Origin of the sequence: Streptomyces sp. NPDC060035 (assembly GCF_042736635.1) — a bacterium.
Classification (GTDB): domain Bacteria; phylum Actinomycetota; class Actinomycetes; order Streptomycetales; family Streptomycetaceae; genus Streptomyces.
In genome coordinates this window covers 1-20,657 of record NZ_JBHWVO010000022.1, presented here as the reverse complement: position 1 = coordinate 20,657, position 20,657 = coordinate 1, and the positions used below count along the sequence as shown (strand labels likewise).

General features: G+C 70.7%; 22 protein-coding genes. 17 read left to right on the top strand and 5 right to left on the bottom strand.

Translation table 11 applies throughout. The features are described from left to right. Positions 1-103: 103 nt before the first annotated feature. The 8 genes from tsaB (at position 104) to ACFWBQ_RS28660 (ending at position 5,371) form a co-directional block, all read left to right on the top strand. Entirely contained in the window at positions 104-760 is a 657-nt protein-coding gene (gene tsaB, locus ACFWBQ_RS28695; RefSeq protein ID WP_385501734.1) for a tRNA (adenosine(37)-N6)-threonylcarbamoyltransferase complex dimerization subunit type 1 TsaB, read from the top strand. Positions 761-789: 29 nt separating this feature from the next. Continuing rightward, on the top strand, positions 790-1,251 hold the full coding sequence (rimI, locus tag ACFWBQ_RS28690; RefSeq protein WP_385502037.1) for a ribosomal protein S18-alanine N-acetyltransferase: 462 nt from the start codon (positions 790-792) through the stop codon (positions 1,249-1,251). After that, a complete protein-coding gene (gene tsaD, locus ACFWBQ_RS28685; RefSeq protein WP_385501730.1) occupies positions 1,251-2,363 on the top strand; it encodes a tRNA (adenosine(37)-N6)-threonylcarbamoyltransferase complex transferase subunit TsaD in 1,113 nt (370 codons plus the stop codon). The genes rimI and tsaD overlap by 1 nt, the downstream gene beginning before the upstream one ends. Continuing rightward, positions 2,360-2,629, top strand: coding sequence for a hypothetical protein (locus ACFWBQ_RS28680; RefSeq protein ID WP_385501727.1), 270 nt, complete (start codon positions 2,360-2,362; stop codon positions 2,627-2,629). Before tsaD ends, ACFWBQ_RS28680 begins: the two co-directional genes overlap by 4 nt. A gap of 172 nt (positions 2,630-2,801) precedes the next feature. Further along, the gene (locus ACFWBQ_RS28675; RefSeq protein ID WP_385501725.1) at positions 2,802-3,158 is read left to right on the top strand and encodes a YciI family protein; all 357 of its coding nucleotides are present in this window, start codon (positions 2,802-2,804) and stop codon (positions 3,156-3,158) included. A gap of 71 nt (positions 3,159-3,229) precedes the next feature. Continuing rightward, positions 3,230-4,477 carry an RNA polymerase sigma factor gene (locus ACFWBQ_RS28670; protein WP_385501722.1) on the top strand — a complete coding sequence of 416 codons (1,248 nt, stop codon included), beginning with the start codon at positions 3,230-3,232 and terminating at the stop codon, positions 4,475-4,477. Between the two features lie 69 nt (positions 4,478-4,546). Further along, positions 4,547-5,011: a VOC family protein gene (locus ACFWBQ_RS28665; RefSeq protein ID WP_385501719.1), complete on the top strand. Its 465-nt coding sequence runs from the start codon at positions 4,547-4,549 to the stop codon at positions 5,009-5,011. An 87-nt stretch (positions 5,012-5,098) separates the two neighbouring features. Then, complete coding sequence (locus ACFWBQ_RS28660) at positions 5,099-5,371, top strand: DUF1876 domain-containing protein (RefSeq protein ID WP_385501717.1); 273 nt, start codon at positions 5,099-5,101, stop codon at positions 5,369-5,371. 25 nt (positions 5,372-5,396) lie between these two features. Here ACFWBQ_RS28660 and ACFWBQ_RS28655 read toward each other — a convergent pair whose 3' ends face one another. Continuing rightward, a complete protein-coding gene (locus ACFWBQ_RS28655) occupies positions 5,397-7,259 on the bottom strand; it encodes a protein kinase (RefSeq protein ID WP_385501715.1) in 1,863 nt (620 codons plus the stop codon). Between the two features lie 181 nt (positions 7,260-7,440). On the opposite strand from ACFWBQ_RS28655, the gene ACFWBQ_RS28650 reads away from it, so the two are divergent. Continuing rightward, on the top strand, positions 7,441-8,103 hold the full coding sequence (locus ACFWBQ_RS28650; protein WP_385501711.1) for a hypothetical protein: 663 nt from the start codon (positions 7,441-7,443) through the stop codon (positions 8,101-8,103). On the opposite strand, the gene ACFWBQ_RS28645 is transcribed toward ACFWBQ_RS28650, so the two are convergent. After that, positions 8,104-9,330: a methyltransferase domain-containing protein gene (locus ACFWBQ_RS28645; RefSeq protein ID WP_385501709.1), complete on the bottom strand. Its 1,227-nt coding sequence runs from the start codon at positions 9,328-9,330 to the stop codon at positions 8,104-8,106. Between the two features lie 90 nt (positions 9,331-9,420). Between ACFWBQ_RS28645 and ACFWBQ_RS28640 the strand changes: the two genes are divergently transcribed. The 3 genes from ACFWBQ_RS28640 (at position 9,421) to groL (ending at position 12,795) form a co-directional block, all read left to right on the top strand. Next, positions 9,421-10,359 carry a polysaccharide deacetylase family protein gene (locus ACFWBQ_RS28640; protein WP_385501708.1) on the top strand — a complete coding sequence of 313 codons (939 nt, stop codon included), beginning with the start codon at positions 9,421-9,423 and terminating at the stop codon, positions 10,357-10,359. A 404-nt stretch (positions 10,360-10,763) separates the two neighbouring features. Next, entirely contained in the window at positions 10,764-11,072 is a 309-nt protein-coding gene (groES, locus tag ACFWBQ_RS28635) for a co-chaperone GroES (RefSeq protein WP_385501705.1), read from the top strand. 100 nt (positions 11,073-11,172) lie between these two features. Next, a complete protein-coding gene (groL, locus tag ACFWBQ_RS28630; RefSeq protein ID WP_385501702.1) occupies positions 11,173-12,795 on the top strand; it encodes a chaperonin GroEL in 1,623 nt (540 codons plus the stop codon). Positions 12,796-12,953: 158 nt separating this feature from the next. Here the strand turns inward: groL and ACFWBQ_RS28625 are convergent, their stop codons facing one another. Next, the gene (locus ACFWBQ_RS28625) at positions 12,954-13,727 is read right to left on the bottom strand and encodes an SDR family NAD(P)-dependent oxidoreductase (protein ID WP_385501700.1); all 774 of its coding nucleotides are present in this window, start codon (positions 13,725-13,727) and stop codon (positions 12,954-12,956) included. A gap of 54 nt (positions 13,728-13,781) precedes the next feature. Continuing rightward, positions 13,782-14,450 (bottom strand): MOSC domain-containing protein, encoded by a 669-nt coding sequence (locus tag ACFWBQ_RS28620; protein WP_385501697.1) that lies wholly within the window; start codon positions 14,448-14,450, stop codon positions 13,782-13,784. A gap of 80 nt (positions 14,451-14,530) precedes the next feature. On the opposite strand from ACFWBQ_RS28620, the gene ACFWBQ_RS28615 reads away from it, so the two are divergent. Further along, entirely contained in the window at positions 14,531-15,421 is an 891-nt protein-coding gene (locus ACFWBQ_RS28615; protein WP_385501695.1) for a LysR family transcriptional regulator, read from the top strand. Positions 15,422-15,517: 96 nt separating this feature from the next. On the opposite strand, the gene ACFWBQ_RS28610 is transcribed toward ACFWBQ_RS28615, so the two are convergent. Next, on the bottom strand, positions 15,518-15,847 hold the full coding sequence (locus ACFWBQ_RS28610) for a WhiB family transcriptional regulator (protein ID WP_385501694.1): 330 nt from the start codon (positions 15,845-15,847) through the stop codon (positions 15,518-15,520). Between the two features lie 423 nt (positions 15,848-16,270). On the opposite strand from ACFWBQ_RS28610, the gene ACFWBQ_RS28605 reads away from it, so the two are divergent. From ACFWBQ_RS28605 to ACFWBQ_RS28590, 4 genes are all read left to right on the top strand, one after another. After that, on the top strand, positions 16,271-16,882 hold the full coding sequence (locus tag ACFWBQ_RS28605) for a response regulator transcription factor (RefSeq protein ID WP_003948568.1): 612 nt from the start codon (positions 16,271-16,273) through the stop codon (positions 16,880-16,882). Between the two features lie 278 nt (positions 16,883-17,160). Continuing rightward, positions 17,161-17,736 carry a sigma-70 family RNA polymerase sigma factor gene (locus ACFWBQ_RS28600; RefSeq protein WP_265599824.1) on the top strand — a complete coding sequence of 192 codons (576 nt, stop codon included), beginning with the start codon at positions 17,161-17,163 and terminating at the stop codon, positions 17,734-17,736. Between the two features lie 136 nt (positions 17,737-17,872). Continuing rightward, positions 17,873-19,378 (top strand): IMP dehydrogenase, encoded by a 1,506-nt coding sequence (guaB, locus tag ACFWBQ_RS28595; protein WP_385501690.1) that lies wholly within the window; start codon positions 17,873-17,875, stop codon positions 19,376-19,378. Positions 19,379-19,482: 104 nt separating this feature from the next. Continuing rightward, positions 19,483-20,607 (top strand): GuaB3 family IMP dehydrogenase-related protein, encoded by a 1,125-nt coding sequence (locus ACFWBQ_RS28590; protein ID WP_385501688.1) that lies wholly within the window; start codon positions 19,483-19,485, stop codon positions 20,605-20,607. Positions 20,608-20,657 lie beyond the last annotated feature (50 nt).

The following is a 20,657-nucleotide window of genomic DNA, read 5'->3' as shown; positions in this document are numbered from 1 at the left end:
ACACGTATACCCGGCGACGGTACCAGCAGCGGAAGGGCTGATCGGGACGATGTGCGGGCGGGCCGTACCCGAGTCGGCGGAGCCGTAGGCTGTTTGTGTGCTCATGCTCGCCGTTGATACCGCCACTCCCGCCGTCACCGTCGCCCTCCACGACGGGACCTCCGTCGTCGCCGAGACCGGCCAGGTCGACGCCCGACGGCACGGGGAACTGCTGCTTCCCGCCGTCGACCGGGTCCTCGCCGAGGCCGGGGTGAAACTCGACGCCGTGACGGACGTGGTCGTCGGGGTCGGCCCCGGCCCGTACACCGGGCTGCGTGTCGGTCTGGTGACCGCGGCGACGTTCGGCTCCGCCCTCCGCGTACCGGTGCACGGACTGTGCACGCTCGACGGCCTCGCGTACGCCGCCGGACAGGCCGGCCTCGAAGGCCCGTTCGCCGTCGCGACGGACGCGCGGCGCAAGGAGGTCTACTGGGCGCGGTACGAGGACTCCCGCACCCGGGCCGGCGAGCCCGCCGTCGACCGGCCGGCCGACATCGCCGAACAGCTCGCCGGGCTGCCCGTCGTCGGCGCGGGTGCCCTGCTCTACCCCGACGCCTTCCCGGACGCCCGCAGCCCCGAACACGTCAGTGCAGGAGCCCTCGCCGCCCTCGCCGCCGAGCGCCTCGCGGCCGGGGCCGGACTGCTGCCCCCGCAGCCGCTCTATCTGCGCAGGCCCGACGCCCAGGTCCCGAAGAACTACAAGGTGGTCACCCCGAAGTGACGACGACCGTGGCCGCTGTGCTCCGCGAGATGCGCTGGTGGGACATCGATCCGGTACTGGATCTGGAACACGAGCTGTTTCCCGAGGACGCCTGGTCGGCCGGAATGTTCTGGTCCGAGCTGGCCCACGCGCGCGGCCCGCAGGCCACCCGGCGCTATGTCGTCGCCGAGGACCCCACCAACGGCCGGATCGTCGGCTACGCGGGTCTCGCCGCGGCCGGTGAGCTCGCCGACGTCCAGACGATCGGCGTCAGCCGCGGCCAGTGGGGCGGCGGCCTCGGCTCCGAACTCCTGACCGATCTGCTCAGACACGCCACCGCCTTCGAGTGCACCGAGGTGCTCCTCGAGGTCCGTGTCGACAACACCCGTGCGCAGAAGCTGTACGAACGCTTCGGCTTCGAACCGATCGGTTTCCGCCGGGGTTACTACCAGCCCGGGAACATCGACGCACTCGTCATGCGCCTGACCGTACAAGGAACAGAGACTGACTGATGGCTGACGAACCGCTCGTACTCGGTATCGAGACGTCCTGCGACGAGACCGGCGTGGGCATCGTGCGCGGCACGACACTGCTCGCCGACGCCGTCGCCTCCAGTGTCGACACGCACGCCCGCTTCGGCGGCGTCGTCCCGGAGATCGCCTCCCGCGCCCACCTGGAGTCGATGGTTCCCACCATCGAGCGCGCGCTGAAGGAGGCCGGGATCAGCGCCCGCGACCTCGACGGCATCGCGGTCACCGCCGGCCCCGGGCTCGCCGGGGCGCTGCTCGTCGGGGTGTCGGCGGCGAAGGCGTACGCGTACGCGCTGAACAAGCCGCTGTACGGGGTCAACCACCTCGCCTCGCACATCTGCGTGGACCAGCTCGAGCACGGCCCGCTGCCCGAGCCGACGATGGCACTGCTGGTCAGCGGCGGGCACTCCTCGCTGCTGCTGGCCCCGGACATCACCAACGACGTACGGCCGCTGGGCGCGACGATCGACGACGCGGCGGGCGAGGCCTTCGACAAGATCGCCCGGGTGCTGCACCTCGGCTTCCCCGGCGGGCCGGTCATCGACCGGCTGGCGAGGGAGGGCGACCCGAAGGCGATCGCGTTCCCGCGTGGGCTGAGCGGCTCGCGCGATCCCGCGTACGACTTCTCCTTCTCCGGCCTCAAGACGTCGGTCGCGCGCTGGATCGAGGCGAAGCGGGCGGCGGGTGAGGACGTTCCCGTACGGGATGTGGCGGCGTCCTTCCAGGAGGCCGTGGTGGACGTGCTGACCCGCAAGGCCGTGCGGGCCTGCAAGGACGAGGGCGTCGGCCACCTCATGATCGGCGGTGGCGTAGCGGCCAATTCGCGGCTGCGGGCCCTGGCCGCGGAGCGGTGCGAGCGGGCCGGGATCCGGCTGCGGGTGCCCAGGCCCGGGCTGTGCACGGACAACGGGGCGATGGTCGCCGCGCTGGGCGCGGAGATGGTGGCCCGCAACCGCCCGGCCTCGGACCTGGAGCTCTCGGCCGACTCCTCGCTGCCGGTCACCGAGACCCATGTGCCGGGGGCGAACAGCCACGGGCGTGCTCACGACCACGACCATGTGCACGAGATCAGCAAGGACAACCTCTACTCATGACCGTCGCCCTGATGTGGGAGGCCCGCGCCACCGAGGGCCGGGGCACCGAGCTCCTGGAGTGGGCCCGGTCCAGGGCGGGCGAGCTGGCCCGGGAGCCGCTGCGCAGCGAGCTGCTGCGCGCCCCGCAGGACCGGGTGCTCGTCCTCACCTGGTGGGAGGCGGCGTACGACGACGAGCTGCCGGAGCTGCCCGAGCCGGACGCCGCACTGATCACCCGTCCGGTGCACCGCTGGCGCTTCGAGTCGTTGGGGCCGGCGGACCGCTGAGCCTTCCGGCACCCGGCTGAGCCGTCCGTCAGCGGGCTCCGTCAGCCGGCTCCGACGGCCGCCGGAGAGAATTCTCGGAAGAATTCTGCCGGACGTGTCGATCCGGGGCTCTCCCGTTCGACGCAGGGTTGAGAGGCGGGAACAGCCCCGCCGCCCGATCCGAGGAGTCACCATGCCGCGCTATCTGACGATGGTCCGCATCGACGAGAACAACGCTCCCGCCGAAGGCCCCAGTGAGGCGCTGATGCAGCGCATGGGCGCTCTCATCGAGGAGATGACCAAGGCCGGTGTCCTGCTCGACACGGCCGGGCTCACCCCGACCTCCGAGGGCACCAGGGTGACCTGGTCCAACGGGGAGTTCACCGTCACCGACGGGCCGTTCACCGAGAGCAAGGAAGTCATCGGCGGCTACGCCATCATCCAGGCCAAGGACAAGGCCGAGATCCTGGAGTGGACCAAGCGCTTCCTCGCGGTCCACGAGACCTACTGGACCGTCACCTCCGAGATCCGCGAGATCGCAGAAGGCTGACGGCAGCCGCCATCCGGGGTGGGGCGGGTGCGGCGGGTCCTTGCCGCACCCGCCCCCGGCTGCTCTGATGGGTGGCCGTGACAGAAGCGAGCAGTGCCGTCGAAGCCGTGTACCGGATCGAGTCGGCGCGGATCATCGCAGGAACCGCACGCATCGTGCGGGACGTGGGCATCGCCGAGGAGCTCGCGCAGGACGCCCTGGTCGCCGCTCTGGAGCAGTGGCCGCGGACAGGTGTCCCGGACCGGCCCGGCGCATGGCTCATGGCCACCGCGAAGCACCGGGCGATCGACCTCGTACGCCGCAAGGAGACCTACGCGCGCAAGCTGGCGGAGGCCGGGAGGGCCCTTCAAAACGTACCGCCGCCCGACGCCGCCGACCCGGACGGCATCGACGACGACCTGCTCCGACTGATCTTCACCTCCTGCCACCCGGTCCTGACCACCGAGGCCCGCACCGCCCTCACCCTGCGGCTGCTCGGAGGTCTGAGCACCGAGGAGATCGCCCGCGCCTTTCTGGCCACCGAGGCGGCCGTCGCCCAGCGCATCGTCCGTGCCAAGCGGACCCTGGGCCGGGCGGGTGTCCCCTTCGAGGTGCCCTACGGCCCCGAGCGCGCCGCCCGCCTCGGCTCCGTGCTGGACGTCATCTATCTGATCTTCAACGAGGGGTACGCGGCGACCACGGGTGACGACTGGCTGCGCCCCGCACTGTGCGAGGACGCGCTGCGCCTGGCCCGGCTGCTGGCAGGGCTGATGGAGAGCGAACCCGAGGTCCACGGACTGGTGGCGCTGCTGGAGCTCCAGGCCTCGCGGACCAGGGCCAGGACAGGTGCGGACGGCGCGCCCGTGCTGCTCGCCGACCAGAACCGCTCCCGCTGGGACCAGCTGCTGATCCGACGCGGATTCGCGGCCCTGGAGCGGTCGCACGCTGTGGGCGGCGCCCCGGGGCCGTACGCCCTGCAGGGCGCGATCGCCGCCTGCCACGCCCGTGCGGTGCGGTACGAGGACACGGACTGGACGACCATCGCCACCCTGTACGGCCATCTCGTGAAGGTCGCCCCGTCCCCGGTGGTGGAGCTGAACCGTGCGGTCGCCGTCTCCATGGCCGAGGGCCCGGCGGCCGGGCTCGCCCTCGCCGACGCGCTCGCGCAGAACCCGGCGCTCGCCTCGTACCACCTGCTGCCCAGCGTGCGCGGCGATCTGCTGCGGCGGCTGGGGCGTACGGAGGAGGCGCGCGCCGCTTTCGTACGGGCGGCGGAGCTGACCCGTAACGCCCGGGAGCGGGCGATGCTGCTGGCGCGGGCGGAGGGTGTGTCCCGATGAGTTCGTGGACCCGGCGCGGTCTACCTTGCACAGCGTTCCCGAGCGGTTCGATGCGGCAAGGAGAAAATCATGCAGAAGATCAAGCCCTGTCTGTGGTTCGACAACCAGGCGGAGGAGGCGGCGAACTTCTACGTCTCGGTCTTCGGCGGTGACTCCGCCGTCGTGGACGTCACCTACTACACCGAGGCGTCACCGGGGGAGACGGGCACGGTCATGACCGTCGACTTCCGGCTCGCCGGCCAGGAGTACATCGGCCTCAACGGGGGCCCGATGTTCCACTTCAGCGAGGCCGTCTCGCTCGCCGTCGACTGCGAGACGCAGGAGGAGGTGGACCGGTTCTGGGACCGGCTCACCGAGGGCGGCGAGGAGAGCGTGTGCGGGTGGCTCAAGGACAAGTACGGGCTGTCCTGGCAGATCGTTCCCCGCGCCCTGAACGAGCTGCTGGCCGACCCCGACAGGGACAAGGCGGAGCGGGCGATGAAGGCGATGCTCGGCATGCGCAAGCTGGACATCCAGGCGCTGCGGGACGCCTGAGCCCCTCCGGCCGAACGCGCCGCACGCCGTGCGCGGCCGGAGGAACGGGCGCACCCTGGAAGCAGGGACTTCGGGAGGTGACCCGCCATGATGGAGACCACTGTCGGGTGGCATATCGAGCTGGAATTCGAAGAGGACACCCATCGCACCCGCGCCGCCGCTCTTGTACGGCTCAGCGACGGCTCCGAGGTGCGGGCCCACGGATACGCCAGCCGCCATCCGTCCGATTCGGAGCAGCCGAGAGTCGGTGAGGAGATCGCGGGTGCCCGTGCGCTCAACGAACTGGCGATGAAGCTGCTCACCAAGGCACACGACGAGATCGACGAGGCGTCCGGCAGGACGTCGTATCCGCTGACCTGATCCCCTCACCGCTCCCGGGGCGGGGTCAGGACTCGTCGACCTTCAGGGCGTTGCGCCAGACCGTGACGTCCAGCGTCATGTAGTTGCTGGCTGCCGTCTCCGAGGGGAGCGCGCGGACGACGACGAGTCCGAGGTGGCCGGTGTCGGTGCGGACACAGATCTGGGTGCCCTTGATCAGCCGGTCCACGTCGAGCTCGGTGGAGTAACGGGTCTCCGACCGGCAGGTGTCGAGGCTGCCCTGCTGGCCGGGGTTCAGCAGGATCATCGAATCGCTGGTGCGCACCACGCTGCTGATGGAGCTGTAGGCGAAGTCGCCCTCCGACCCGTCGAGCGGGCTGTCCGTGGCATCGGCGAACGAGAGGTGGTAGCCGCCGGTGAGGTCGATGCCCTTGTAGACGACCGGTTCGGGGTCGGGCAGCGGCGCGGAGCCGTCGTCCGTGGCGTCGTCCGACGGCTCGCCGGAGCCGTCGGACGGGGCGTCCGAGGGGGTGCTCGCGGCCGGGGACTTCTTCTTGCCGTCCGCCTGGGTCTGCTTGCCCTTGTCCTCGCTGCCCTTGCCGTCGAGCAGGCTGTAGGCGGCGAGGCCCCCGCCGAGCCCGACGAGCAGCGCGGCGGCCAGTCCGATCGCGACGAGCCTGCCGGTGCGCTTCTTGGGGCGGGCGGGGGCTGCGGGCGACACCTGCGCCGTCGGATACGTGTGGGGCCCGGTCGGCCCGGTCGGGTAGCCGTACCCGCCGGGCTGCGGGTGCTGCTGGGTGGGGACGGGGTAGCCGTACCCCGGTACCGGCTGCTGCTGGTGCCCTGCGGACGGCGGGGGCGTCGGATAGCCGTACGCGCCGGGCGCCGGGGCCGCCGTGACGGTCGGGGGCTGCGGCGTGACCGTGGCGGCCGGAGCGGTGGGCGGGTGCGCCACGGGGGCCGATGCCGGGGCGGTGGGCGCCACGGTCGGGGGCGGAGGGGTCCGGTCGGGGGCGGGCGCGGCGGTCCGGCCGGTGATGTCGGCGGCGACCGCGCGCGGCAGCCAGTCCTCCGGACGGCGCAGCTGGGTCTCGCTGTTGGCGGTCCGGCACAGCTCGATCACCTCGGTGACCGACGGCCTGTCCTCCGGCGCCTTGGCCAGGCACCGGGTGACGAGTTCCATCAACTGCTCGGGGACCGAGGTCAGTTCCGGCTCCTCGTGCACGATCCGGTACAGCACACCGTGCGAGGCGCCCTCGCCGAAGGCGGGGGAGCCCGTTGCCGCGTAGGCCGCGACCAGCCCGAGCGCGAAGAGGTCGGTCGCCGCGGTCACCGGCCGGCCCGAGGCCTGTTCGGGCGACATGAAGGCCGGGGTCCCGACCGTGACGCCACTGCCGGTCAGCGAGGTGGCGTCGGCGGCGCGGGCGATGCCGAAGTCGATGACCCGCGGCCCGTCGGCGGCGAGGAGCACATTGGACGGCTTCAGGTCCCGGTGGACGATGCCCGCCCCGTGGATGACGTGCAGCGCCTCGGCGATCCCGGCGACCAGCAGCAGCACGGCCGGCACGGGCAGCGGCCCGTGCTCGCCGACGGCCGCCGCGAGGGAGGGGCCGGGCACGTACGCGGTGGCGAGCCAGGGCTGTCCGCCGTCGGTGTCGCTGTCGATGACGGGCGCGGTGTACAGGCCCTGCACCCGCTGAGCCGCCTGCACCTCCTGCTGGAAGCGCCGGCGGAACTCCGCGTCCTCGCTGAAGTCCGGCCGGATCACCTTGATCGCGACGGGCCGTCCGCCCGGCGTGTACGAGAGATAGACCTTGCCCATGCCGCCGGAACCGAGCTTCGCGGTGAGCCGGTAACCGGCTACGGTGCGCGGATCGCTCTCGTCCAGCGGCTGGAATACCCCGTCGCTTTCCTGGTTCTGATGACTCATCCTGCTGCTGCCCCCGGCCGGCCTGGTTGGACTCGAAACGAGCCGTACTGTATCCGGAACCTGGGACGGCCGGGCGAGGGCGGCCGGTTGCGCGTCGGCCCGCGCGATTCCGTTTCCCGCCACGGGAGTCGGCGCCGAAGCCGGTCACAGGCCCGGTCACCGCGTCTGTAGTGTCTTGTTCATGCCACCTCGTTCTCCGCTGCCGCCGCCTCCTCCGCCCGTGGGAATGCGTTCCTGGCCCGACCGCGACGCCCTGCTGCGGGACCGGGCGCTGGTCCTCGGTGAACTCGTCAGGATGCACATCGGGCCCGGCCGGCTCGCAATGCTGTGGCTGTGGACGGGACTTGCCGCGCTCGGCTGGTCGTTCGTCGGCACCGCACTGGTCACCTTCGAGGAGTCCTACGACGTCATCAGCGCGTTCATGGGTCTCGTCTGTGTCGTCATCGGCGTCGGCCTGCTGATTCCCTCGGCCGTCTTCGTCGTGCTCGGTGTGCGCAGGGACCGGGCGGTGCGCCGGCTCCTGGTGGAGTGGGGCGGCCTCGACCGGGACCCGGTGGGGGACATGCCGCTGCGCAGGCCCGCGGCCGGACTCGTCTGGATGCTGGCGTCGTACCTGTTGTGCGCGGTCGGCCTGTACACCTGTGTGATCGTCCCGGCGACGGCCAGGGCGGGCCAGGAGACGTACGGCATGGTGGCGTTCCTGATGGGGCTCGGGCTCGTCGCCTGGCTGGCCGGGCTGATCGGCGTCGTCAAGGCGTTCGCCCACCGCCGTTGGGTGGTGCGGGTGCTGATCGGCGCGCCGGCCGAGCCGCTGGTCCAGGTGGACGGCGGCGCCGGCCGCTGATCAGGGCTGCTTCACCGGGTGTCCGATCAGCATCGTCGGGGCGCCGGCGACCCGGGTCAGGAACACGGTGGCCGCATGCGGCCCCTGGAGCTTCATCTTCCGGCGCAGTTCCTCGGGTTCGACCGCCGATCCGCGCTTCTTGACGGTCAGGACGCCGACCTTCCGCTCCCGCAGCAGGGCCTTCAGCTTCTTCATGTTGAAGGGCAGATGGTCGGTGATCTCGTACGCGGTCGTGCAGTCGGAGTCGTACGGCTCGTCGCTCGTGACGTACGCGATCGTCTCGTCGATCAGCCTGCCCCCGCACCGTTCCACGATGTCCGCGACCAGATGGGCGCGGATGACAGCGCCGTCGGGCTCGTACAGAAAGCGGCCGACGGCGCCTACGGGCGGGGCGGGGAGCGGGGCGGCGGCCACGAGGGTCGCGCGGGAGGGCAGCAGCGTGGCCCGGAAGGCGCCCGGGGTGAAGCCCTCGCCGAACCACAGCACGGCTTCCTTCACATCGCCGCTGTCCGAGATCCACTCGGCTTCCGCCTGCGGACCGATCGCCTCGTGAGGGACACCGGGGGCGATCTTCAGCGCCGCGCGGGGAGCCTTCAGCGCTGCCCCGGTCGCCCAGGAGAGCGGCGGTGAGTACGCCTCGGGGTCGAAGATCCTGCCGCGGCCGCCGCGCCTGGCCGGGTCGACGAAGACCGCGTCGTACGCGGATGTGTCGATCTCCGTGACGTCGGAGCACCGCACCTCGATGAGGCCGTCGAGACCGAGCGCCGCGGCATTGGCGCGGGCGACCTCGGCGGTCAGCGGGTCGCGGTCCACGGCCAGCACCGAGATGCCCGCCCGGGCGAGGGCGATCGCGTCGCCGCCGATCCCGCAGCACAGGTCGGCCACACTCCGGACGCCACCGAGGCCGGCGAACCGGGCGGCGCGGTAGGTGGCGACCGAGGTCCGGGTCGCCTGCTCCACGCCGTTCGGGGTGAAGAACATCCGGTACGCGTCCTCGGCGCCGAACTTCGCCGCTGCCCGTTGCCGCAGCCGCGCCTGCCCCAGCGCCGCCGACACCAGGCCCGCCGGATGGGAGCGGCGCAGCCGGGTGGCTGTGGCCAGCTCCCGGGCGGGGTCGTGGTCGCGCAGCTCGTCGAGGAGCGCCGTGCCCTCGGGGCTGCGCAGGGCGGCGAAAGCGGCGAGCGGGTCGGCGGGACCGGCGGGATCGTCGGCGGAGAGGGCGTTCACGGGTCCATTGTGAGCCAGCCGGGGGACCCGGCGGTTCCGGTGGAGGTGTCGCGGGAGGAGGGCGGGGACCGGCTGGCAGGATGCGGCGCCATGCAGCTAGTACGACAAAACGAAAAATACGCCACAAAGAGGCACAGGCCGGTCTGTGCGGCTCTGGCCGTCCTGCTGGCCGTCGCTGTCGCCTCCGGGTGCGCGGCGGAGTCCGGCGGCGGGGCCGCGCAGGGGAAACCGGTCGCGGAGCAGTCGGGTGCGGCCGCCCAGGCGGGGCCCGCACCCGCGGTCGACACCCATGCCGAGCGGCTGAAGCGGCAGCAGGCGGCCCGCGTGGCCGCCGCGAAGAAGTGGGGGCTGGCCGAGGTGCCGCTGGCCGCCCCGGCGCCGCCGGCCGTGAAGCCGCACATCACCACCCGTAAGGGCTTCGAGGTCGAGGGCGGGGAAGAGCTGCCGCCGGTGTTCACCACCGTGCCGACCAAGGAGCGGATCGTCTTCCTGACGATGGACGACGGCGCGGAGAAGGACCCCGAGCTGCTGCGCATGATGACGGAGCTGAACATCCCGTACAGCGCCTTCCTCAGCGACTACGTGGTCAGCGACAACTACGGCTACTTCAAGGAGATGCAGGCGCGCGGCGTCACCCTCAGCAACCACACGCTGAACCACCGCTATCTGCCGGGGCTCACGAGGACCGATCAGCGCCGGGAGATCTGCGGCGAGCAGGACAAGATCGAGAAGTACTTCGGGAAGCGTCCGACCCTCTTCCGGCCGCCGTTCGGCAACTACGACCGCGACACCCTGCGCATCGCCAAGTCCTGTGGGGTCAAGGCCGTGCCCCTGTGGTCCGCGGAGGCCTTCCCCGACCACATGGAATGGCGGGAGTGGGACCGGGAACTGCATCCCGGCGACATCATCCTCACCCACTTCCGCGGGCGCGCGGACTGGAAGGGATCCATGGCGGACATGGTCCGCCGCGTCATGAGGACGATCACGGACGAGGGCTACGCCGTGGCGAAGCTGGAGGACTACGTCTGAGGGGCCTCGGGCCGGGCGCACGTGCCTGTGGAGGGGTGCGCGCGCGTCGTCGGCGCTGTCCCCGCAGGCCGTCCGGCAGCAGGCAGGGCGCGACCGTACCGTCGTGCGGAACGCCACGGCGTGCCCCCGCGTTGTCCGTACGGTGACCGTGCGGACTGCCGGTCGATGCCGGGCCCATGTGCCGCCGGGCGACTCGGCCGCGGCGCCACGCGAGGGTGGTGAATTGGCACTCCGCTTGACCGAGTGCTAATCGCGGTCATAGTCTCATGTCTGGCACTCCCCACTGGAGAGTGCCAGCACCACTGCGCGACAGGGCAGGTCCGGCACCCGCGACGACGGATCGACCTGGTCGCCACCCACAGACTGTTAAACCCCGTGAGATCTCCGAAGGGGGAGACCGGATCGTGTCGACCACCAGCTCCAAGGTTGCGATCAAGCCGCTCGAGGACCGCATTGTGGTCCAGCCGCTCGACGCCGAGCAGACCACGGCTTCCGGCCTGGTCATTCCGGACACTGCCAAGGAGAAGCCCCAGGAGGGCGTCGTCCTGGCCGTGGGCCCGGGCCGCTTCGAGAACGGCGAGCGCCTTCCGCTCGACGTCAAGACCGGCGACGTCGTTCTGTACAGCAAGTACGGCGGCACCGAGGTGAAGTACAACGCCGAGGAGTACCTCGTCCTCTCGGCTCGCGACGTGCTCGCGATCATCGAGAAGTAATTCACCCACGTTTGCTTCTGTTCTGCGCCCCTGGCCCCCTGCGAAATACCTAGCCGGGCGGTCAGGGGCGCAGTTCGTTTGAGAGGACAGAAAACAGCCCATGGCGAAGATTCTGAAGTTCGACGAGGACGCCCGTCGCGCCCTTGAGCGCGGCGTCAACAAGCTTGCCGACACGGTCAAGGTGACGATCGGCCCCAAGGGCCGCAACGTCGTCATCGACAAGAAGTTCGGCGCTCCCACCATCACCAACGACGGTGTCACCATCGCGCGCGAGGTCGAGCTCGACGACCCGTTCGAGAACCTCGGTGCCCAGCTGGTGAAGGAGGTGGCGACCAAGACCAACGACGTGGCCGGTGACGGCACCACCACCGCCACCGTCCTGGCCCAGGCGCTCGTCCGCGAGGGCCTGCGCAACGTAGCCGCGGGTGCTTCCCCGGCCGCCCTGAAGAAGGGCATCGACGCAGCCGTGAAGGCCGTGTCCGAGGAGCTCCTCGCGACCGCGCGCCCGATCGACGACAAGTCCGACATCGCCGCCGTGGCCGCGCTCTCCGCGCAGGACACGCAGGTCGGCGAGCTCATCGCGGACGCGATGGACAAGGTCGGCAAGGACGGTGTCATCACCGTCGAGGAGTCCAACACCTTCGGTCTGGACCTCGAGTTCACCGAGGGCATGGCCTTCGACAAGGGCTACCTGTCCCCGTACATGGTGACCGACCAGGAGCGTATGGAGGCCGTCCTCGACGACCCGTACATCCTGATCCACCAGGGCAAGATCGGCTCCATCCAGGACCTGCTCCCGCTGCTGGAGAAGGTCATCCAGGCGGGTGGCTCCAAGCCGCTGCTGATCATCGCCGAGGACGTCGAGGGCGAGGCGCTCTCCACCCTCGTCGTCAACAAGATCCGTGGCACCTTCAACGCCGTCGCGGTGAAGGCCCCGGGCTTCGGTGACCGCCGCAAGGCCATGCTCGGCGACATCGCCACCCTCACGGGTGCGACCGTCATCGCCGAGGAGGTCGGCCTCAAGCTCGACCAGGCCGGTCTGGACGTGCTGGGCACCGCCCGCCGCGTCACCGTCTCCAAGGACGACACGACCATCGTCGACGGCGGCGGCGAGTCCGCCGACGTCAAGGGCCGCGTCAACCAGATCAAGGCCGAGATCGAGTCCACGGACTCCGACTGGGACCGCGAGAAGCTCCAGGAGCGCCTCGCGAAGCTGGCCGGCGGCGTGTGCGTGATCCGTGTCGGTGCAGCCACCGAGGTGGAGCTCAAGGAGAAGAAGCACCGTCTGGAGGACGCCATCTCCGCGACCCGCGCCGCGGTCGAGGAGGGCATCGTCTCCGGTGGTGGCTCCGCTCTGGTCCACGCCGTCAAGGTCCTCGAGGGCAACCTCGGCAAGACCGGCGACGAGGCCACGGGTGTCGCGGTCGTGCGCCGCGCCGCCGTCGAGCCGCTGCGCTGGATCGCGGAGAACGCGGGCCTCGAGGGCTACGTCATCACCTCGAAGGTCGCCGAGCTCGAGAAGGGCCAGGGCTTCAACGCCGCGACCGGCGAGTACGGCGACCTGGTGAAGGCCGGCGTCATCGACCCGGTCAAGGTCACCCGCTCCGCCCTGGAGAACGCCGCGTCCATCGCGTCGCTGCTGCTCACGACCGAGACCCTGGTCGTCGAGAAGCCGGCCGATGACGAGGCCGACAACGGTCACGGCCACGGTCACTCCCACTAGTACGGTTCCGTACGCAGCCGAGGCCCGGTACCCCCGTCGCGGGGGCACCGGGCCTCGGCCGTTGTGCCGGGCGAGGTCCGGCATCCCGTCGCGGCGCACCGGGTCCCGGCCGTCGTGCGGCGCCCGTCCCGGGGACCGCACGGTGACCGGCTCGCCCGCTACTTCGGACCGTACGTGCGGCCCGCGCGGGACGTCACTCCGCCCAGCAGGCCCCGGGGGGCCAGCTTCACCAGGCCCATCAGCGCCTTGTACCGCGCGTCGGGAATCGACACCGACCTGCCCCGGGCCAGATCGGCCAGGGCCGCCGCGACCAGCTTGTCCGCGTCGAGCCACATCCAGTCCGGGATGTTGCCGGTTCCCATTCCGGCCCGCTCGTGGAACTCCGTCCGTACGAAGCCGGGGCACAGGGCCATCAGCCGCACCCCCGACCCCGCGAGGTCCTTGGCCGCGCCCTGGGTGAACTGCACGACCCATGCCTTCGACGCCCCGTAGGTGCCCCGGGGCAGGAAGGCCGCCACGGAGGCCACGTTGACCACCCCGCCGCGCCCGCGCTCCTGCATCCCGGCCGCCGCGGCCGAGGTCAGCCGCAGCACGGCTTCGCAGTGCACCTTCAGCATCGTCAGCTCGTCGGCCATGGGCACGTCCAGATAGCGCCCCTTGTTGCCGAACCCGGCGTTGTTGACCAGCAGGTCGACGGAGTTCTGGCGGTCCCTCAGGCGCGTTTCGACCGCCTCGATCCCTGAGTCGGTGGACAGGTCGGCCCTCAGGACCTCCGCCTCGATGCCGTGCCGGTCGTGCAGTTCCGTGGCCTGGACCCGCAGCCGTTCGGTGTCACGCGCAACCAGCACCAGATTGTGCCCGTCACCCGCGAGCCGCCGTGCGAAGGCGGCCCCGATCCCCGCCGTCGCGCCCGTAATCAGTGCAGTCGTCATATGCGGCACGTTAGTGCCCGGTGACCGCGGGCCGTTCATCCGCCCGGGGGATGGTCATGACCCGTACTTCTCCAGGTACCCCCGCGCTTTGCGCAGCGCCTCCGGGTGCAGCGCGTCCCCGGCGGCGAGCAGGTGGGGCAGCAGCTCCCGCTCGGTCGTCATCGCCCGGAACTCCAGGGCGGCGGTGACCTCGTGGTCGGGGCGGTGCACGATCGCGACCGGGTCCCCGGCACGGATCGTCCCCGGTTCGATCACGCGCAGATACGCGCCGGTGGCCGCCTCACGCGTGAACCGGCCGATCCAGCCCTTCTCACCGACGTGACCCGCGAACGTACGGCACGGAATGCGGCCCGACGTCACCTCCAGGAGCAGCTCGCCGCCGACCCGCCAGCGCTCCCCGATCCTGGCGGTGCTCACCGGCAGGCCGAGCGTCGTCAGGTTCTCGCCGAACGAGCCGTTGGGCAGGGTGCGGCCCAACTCCCGCTCCCAGCTGTCGAGCTCCTCGCGCGCGAAGGCGTACACCGCTTGATCGGAGCCGCCGTGGTGGCGCAGATCGCAGACTGCGTCACCGGCCAGGCCGCTGCCGCCCGTGCCCTTGGGGCCGGGGTCGCAGACCCGTACGGGGCCATCGGCCGGACGCTTGTCGATTCCCGTGACCCCGCCGGGTCCCTGGGTGTGCGCGGAGGCCTCGGGGCGGCCCAGATTCACGGTCAGAAGCTTCATGCGCACACGCTAACCACTCAGTGCTCAAAGATGTTCATGATAAATCCGCTGATCCCTCAAGACTCGCTTATGGTTGAGAGGTGATCGAAGCCCGCCATCTCCGTGTCCTGCGCGCCGTGGCCACCACCGGTTCCTTCTCCGCCGCCGCGCGCGAGCTGGGCTGCACCCAGCCTGCCGTCAGCCAGCAGATGAAGGCCCTGGAGTCCTCGGCGGGCACCCCCCTGCTGATCCGAACGGGGCGCGAGATGAGGCTCACCCAGGCAGGTGAGGCGCTGGTGCGCCATGCGTCCGGCATTCTCGCGGGCCTGACAGCGGCGGAGGAGGAGGTGGCCGCGATCGCCGGCCTGCGGGCCGGCCGGGTCCGTCTCGTCTCGTTCCCCAGCGGGAGCTCCACCCTCGTCCCCGGCGCCCTCGCGGCCCTGCGCGCCGCGCACCCCGGAACCCGCGTCTCGCTCGTCGAGGCCGAGCCGCCGCGGTCGGTGGAGATGCTGCGCGACGGGGACTGCGACATCGCGCTGGCGTTCCGTTACGGGGTGCCCGGCGGCGAGTGGGACGACCTGGTGGTGCGCCCGCTGCTCGCGGACCGGCTGATCGGCCTGGTGCCCGAGGGGCACCGGCTGGCGGGGGCCGAATCGGTGGGAATCGGTGAGCTGGCCGACGAGCCGTGGATCGCGGGCTGCCCGCGCTGCAGGCGTCAGCTGGTGGAGGTCTGCGAGGCGTCCGGATTCACCCCCCGGATCGACTTCGCCACGGACGACTACCCGGCGGTGATCGGCCTGGTCGGGGCGGGGCTGGGCGTCGCCGTTCTGCCGGAGCTCGCGATCGAGTCGGTACGCCCCAAAGGGGCCCGTACCGTCACGGTGGAGCCCGCCGTGGAGCGGGAGATCGTCGCGCTGACCCTGCCGGACCTGGCCCGGGTCCCGGCGGTGGCGGCCACCTTGGATCAGCTGACCCTGGCGGCCGCACGCTGAAGCCGGGCGGCACGCGCCGCACCCGGTGCGCCGCGTCCGACGAGGGCGCGTCAGGTCTGAAGAAACGTTTCTGCGTCGATCGGGTCGCAGAGAACGTCAGTGCTGTCCGGGGCCCCGGTCGGTCGTCGAATGGGCCGAGATCAGGCGGTTGCGTGCGCGGCCCATGAGCTCCTCGCGCTCGTCCTCCGTCAGGCCGCCCCACACGCCGTAGGGCTCCCGTACCGCCAGGGCGTGCGCTGCGCACTCGGCGCGTACCGGGCAGCGCATGCAGACCTCTTTGGCCGAGGTCTCACGGGCGCTCCGTGCCGCCCCGCGTTCTCCTTCGGGGTGGAAGAACAGTGAACTGTCGACCCCACGGCAGGCGGCCAGCAACTGCCAGTCCCACAGATCTGCGTTGGGTCCGGGAAGGCGGGAGAAATCTGCCATTGCGTGTCCCCTCGAAACCTTGCTGAGTCGGAAACGGCATCCTCGACCGTCATCGATCGGCGGTGACCGGAGTCCCGACCGTACATCTACGGTGTTAGTAGATGTAAATATGACTGATTGCGAATCTAGCCACATACGCCAGCAAAAGGGAAGAAAATCCGCTAAATGGGGCACTCCTGGAGGAGAGGGGATCGATTGACGCGTGAATCATCCGCGCCGGTCCCCTCTGTGTGCGGCCCCTCACTTAGAGTGTCGAACCGGTCGCTTCGACCCGTAACTCTTTCGAGTGACCATCGTTGAGAAGGCGGAGGCGGTTGACAGACAACGAGCTCGGGCAGATGTCCGAGGGGGTCAACCGCACAGGTGACGACTTGTATCAGCCTGGAGGCTCAAGGTGACGCGCATCAGCTGCGGAGGACGGACATGACATCCGTCCTCGTCTGCGACGACTCCCCGCTTGCCCGAGAAGCGCTCCGTCGCGCGGTTGCGACCGTGCCCGGCGTCGAGCGTGTGACGACGGCGGCCAACGGCGAGGAAGTCCTCCGCCGCTGGGGAGCCGATCGTTCGGATTTGATTCTGATGGACGTACGCATGCCCGGCCTGGGGGGTGTGGAGACGGTCCGGCGGCTGCTCTCGGCGGACCCCGGGGCCAGGATCATCATGCTGACCGTCGCCGAGGACCTGGACGGCGTGGCTCTCGCGGTCGCCGCCGGTGCCCGCGGCTATCTGCACAAGGACGCCTCGCGCGCCGAACTGCGGGCGACCGTGACCCAGGCGCTGGCCGATCCGACGTGGCGGCTCGCCCCGCGCCGGCTGCGGTCCGCCGAGATGGGTGCGGCGCCCACACTCACCGCGCGGGAGATCCAGGTGCTCGAAGGGATGAGCCATGGACGCTCCAACGCGGAGATCGGACGTGAGCTGTTCCTCTCCGAGGACACCGTGAAGACCCATGCCCGGCGGCTGTTCAAGAAGCTCGGCGCCTCGGACCGTGCCCATGCCGTGGCGCTCGGCTTCCGCTGGGGTCTGGTCCGCTGAGGCCCCGGCGCGGCCGGTAGCCGTGACGGTCCCGTCCGCACACCGGCGGACGGGACGACGGTGGCGACGGGCCTGCGGCCGGTCCCTTCCCACCAGCGCTATGTGACGCTTCGCGGCCGATGACGCATCCTTGAGATGTGGAGTTCCTAGGGAACGATTCGGTCGAGCGGAAGGGGAGGGCGCAGGGCATGACATCCGGCGCACCCGCTCATAACGCTTCGGTGCACAACTCAGGACGCGATGCCACGGATCAGACGGCGTCAAGGCACCATGGTCCGATGCGCGACGACGAAACGACGGCGATCGGTGCTCTGGTGCACCGTGCCGTCGACGGCGACGCACAGGCCACCCACGATCTGCTGGCCCATGTCCACCCCCTCGCCCTGCGGTACTGCAGGTCCCGGCTGAACCGGCTGCCCGGTGATGCTCGCCACTTCGTGGAGGACCTGGCGCAGGAGGTCTGTGTCGCGGTGCTGATGGCGCTGCCGCGGTACAAGGACACCGGCAGACCCTTCGAAGCCTTCGTCTTCGCCATCGCGGGCCACAAGGTCGCCGACCTCCAGCGTGCCGCGATGCGGCACCCCGGATCGACGGCCGTGCCCTCCGACGAGATGCCGGAGCGGCCCGACGACTCGCTCGGCCCGGAGGAGCGTGCGCTGCTCAGCAGCGATGCGGCCTGGGCCAAGAAGCTTCTCGCCAACCTCCCGGACAATCAGCGCGAGCTGCTGGTTCTGCGGGTCGCGGTCGGACTGACCGCCGAGGAGACCGGACAGATGCTCGGGATGTCCCCGGGTGCGGTGCGGGTCGCCCAGCACCGTGCGCTGAGCCGACTGAGGGCTCTCGCAGAGCAGTAGGGGCGGGACGGGGCGGCTCCTGCCGTGCTGTACGAAGCCACGAAACCGCCAGGTGATCTTGATCGTGGAATGAGACACCCCGCGAGCCCGTTAGCATGGACATCCGCACCGATCAAGGCCATTTGGGGAAGGTGTCATGACTGCAAACGTCGACGGAGTGCCCGAGAAATTCGCGACGCTCGGGCTGACATACGACGACGTGCTGCTGCTGCCCGGCGCGTCCGACATGGCGCCCGATCAGATCGATACTTCCTCGCACATCTCGAAGAACGTGCGGGTGAACATCCCGCTGCTCTCCGCCGCGATGGACAAGGTCACCGAGGCGCGCATGGCGATCGCCATGGCCCGCCAGGGCGGCGCGGGCGTTCTGCACCGCAATCTCTCCATCGCCGACCAGGCCAACCAGGTCGACCTGGTGAAGCGCTCCGAGTCCGGCATGGTCACCGACCCGATCACGGTGCACCCGGACGCGACGCTGCACGAGGCCAACGCCCTGTGCGCCAAGTTCCGCATCAGCGGTGTCCCGGTCACCGACCCGGCGGGCAAGCTCCTCGGCATCGTCACCAACCGTGACATGGCCTTCGAGCCGGACCGTTCGCGCCAGGTGCGCGAGGTCATGACGCCGATGCCGCTCGTCACCGGCAAGGTGGGCATCTCCGGCGTCGACGCCATGGAGCTGCTGCGCCGCCACAAGATCGAGAAGCTTCCGCTGGTCGACGACGCCGGGGTCCTCAAGGGCCTCATCACCGTCAAGGACTTCGTCAAGGCCGAGAAGTACCCGCACGCCGCGAAGGACAAGGAGGGCCGGCTGCTCGTCGGCGCCGCCGTCGGTGTCGCGGGCGACGCCTTCGAGCGGGCGCAGGCGCTCGTCGAGGCCGGTGTCGACTTCATCGTCGTGGACACCGCGCACGGCCACTCCCGGCTCGTCGGCGACATGGTCGCCAAGATCAAGTCGAACGCCGGCGGGGTCGACGTGATCGGCGGCAACATCGCCACCCGCGACGGCGCCCAGGCGCTGATCGACGCGGGGGTCGACGGCATCAAGGTCGGCGTCGGACCCGGCTCCATCTGCACCACGCGCGTGGTCGCCGGCATCGGCGTCCCGCAGGTCACCGCGATCTACGAGGCCTCGCTCGCCGCCAAGGCGGCCGGCGTCCCGGTCATCGGCGACGGTGGCCTGCAGTACTCCGGCGACATCGCCAAGGCCCTGGTGGCCGGCGCGGACACCGTGATGCTCGGCTCGCTGCTCGCGGGCTGCGAGGAGTCCCCGGGCGAACTGATGTTCATCAACGGCAAGCAGTTCAAGTCGTACCGCGGCATGGGTTCGCTCGCCGCGATGCAGACCCGGGGCGAGCAGCGCTCGTACTCCAAGGACCGCTACTTCCAGGAGGGCGTCGCCTCCGACGAGAAGCTGGTCCCCGAGGGCATCGAGGGCCAGGTCCCGTACCGCGGCCCGCTGTCCGCGGTCGTCCACCAGCTCACCGGCGGTCTGCGCCAGTCGATGTTCTACGTCGGCGGCCGGACGGTCCCGGAGCTCCAGGCCAACGGCCGCTTCGTACGGATCACCTCGGCGGGTCTCAAGGAGAGCCACCCGCACGACATCCAGATGACGGTCGAAGCGCCGAACTACAGCAGGAAGTAACGCATCAGCGCAGGTGAGGGGCGGTCCGGGGTTCCCGGGACCGCCCCTCATGTGTGTGTCGGGGATACTGGTCAGCGCAGACGTAGAGGAAAGGCCACATCATCGTGACTGAGATCGAGATCGGGCGCGGCAAGCGCGGTCGGCGGGCATACGCGTTCGACGACATCGCTGTCGTGCCGAGCCGTCGTACCCGTGACCCGAAGGAGGTCTCGATCGCCTGGCAGATCGACGCCTACCGCTTCGAGCTGCCCTTCCTGGCCGCCCCCATGGACTCGGTGGTCTCCCCGCAGACCGCCATCCGCATCGGTGAGCTGGGCGGCCTCGGTGTCCTCAACCTCGAGGGGCTGTGGACCCGGCACGCCGACCCGCAGCCGCTCCTCGACGAGATCGCCGAGATGCCCGTCGAGACCGCCACCCCGCGGCTCCAGGAGATCTACTCCGCCCCCATCCAGGAGGAGCTGATCGGGCAGCGCATCAAGGAGGTGCGCGACTCCGGTGTCGTCACCGCCGCCGCGCTCTCGCCGCAGCGCACCGCGCAGTTCTCCAAGGCCGTGGTCGACGCGGGCGTGGACATCTTCGTCATCCGCGGTACGACGGTCTCCGCCGAGCACGTCTCCGGCGCGGCCGAGCCGCTCAACCTGAAGCAGTTCATCTACGAGCTGGACGTCCCGGTGATCGTCGGCGGCTGTGCCACGTACACCGCGGCCCTGCACCTGATGCGTACCGGCGCGGCCGGTGTCCTCGTCGGCTTCGGCGGCGGCGCCGCGCACACCACGCGCAACGTCTTCGGCATCCAGGTCCCGATGGCGACCGCGGTCGCCGACGTGGCCGGGGCCCGCCGCGACTACATGGACGAGTCCGGCGGCCGGTACGTGCACGTGATCGCGGACGGTGGCGTCGGCTGGTCCGGCGACCTGCCCAAGGCGATCGCCTGCGGCGCGGACGCCGTGATGATGGGCTCCCCGCTGGCCCGTGCGACGGACGCGCCCGGCCGCGGCCGGCACTGGGGCATGGAGGCCGTCCACGAGGACGTGCCGCGCGGCAAGCTGGTCGACCTGGGCTCCGTCGGTACGACGGAGGAGGTCCTGACCGGTCCCTCGCACAGCCCCGACGGCTCGATGAACATCTTCGGCGCGCTGCGCCGGGCGATGGCCACCACGGGCTACAGCGACCTCAAGGAGTTCCAGCGCGTCGAGGTGACGGTGGCGGACTCGCAGCACCGCCGCTGACACGGTTCGGACGCGGGAAGGGGGCTTGGAGCACCGATCGGTGCTCCAAC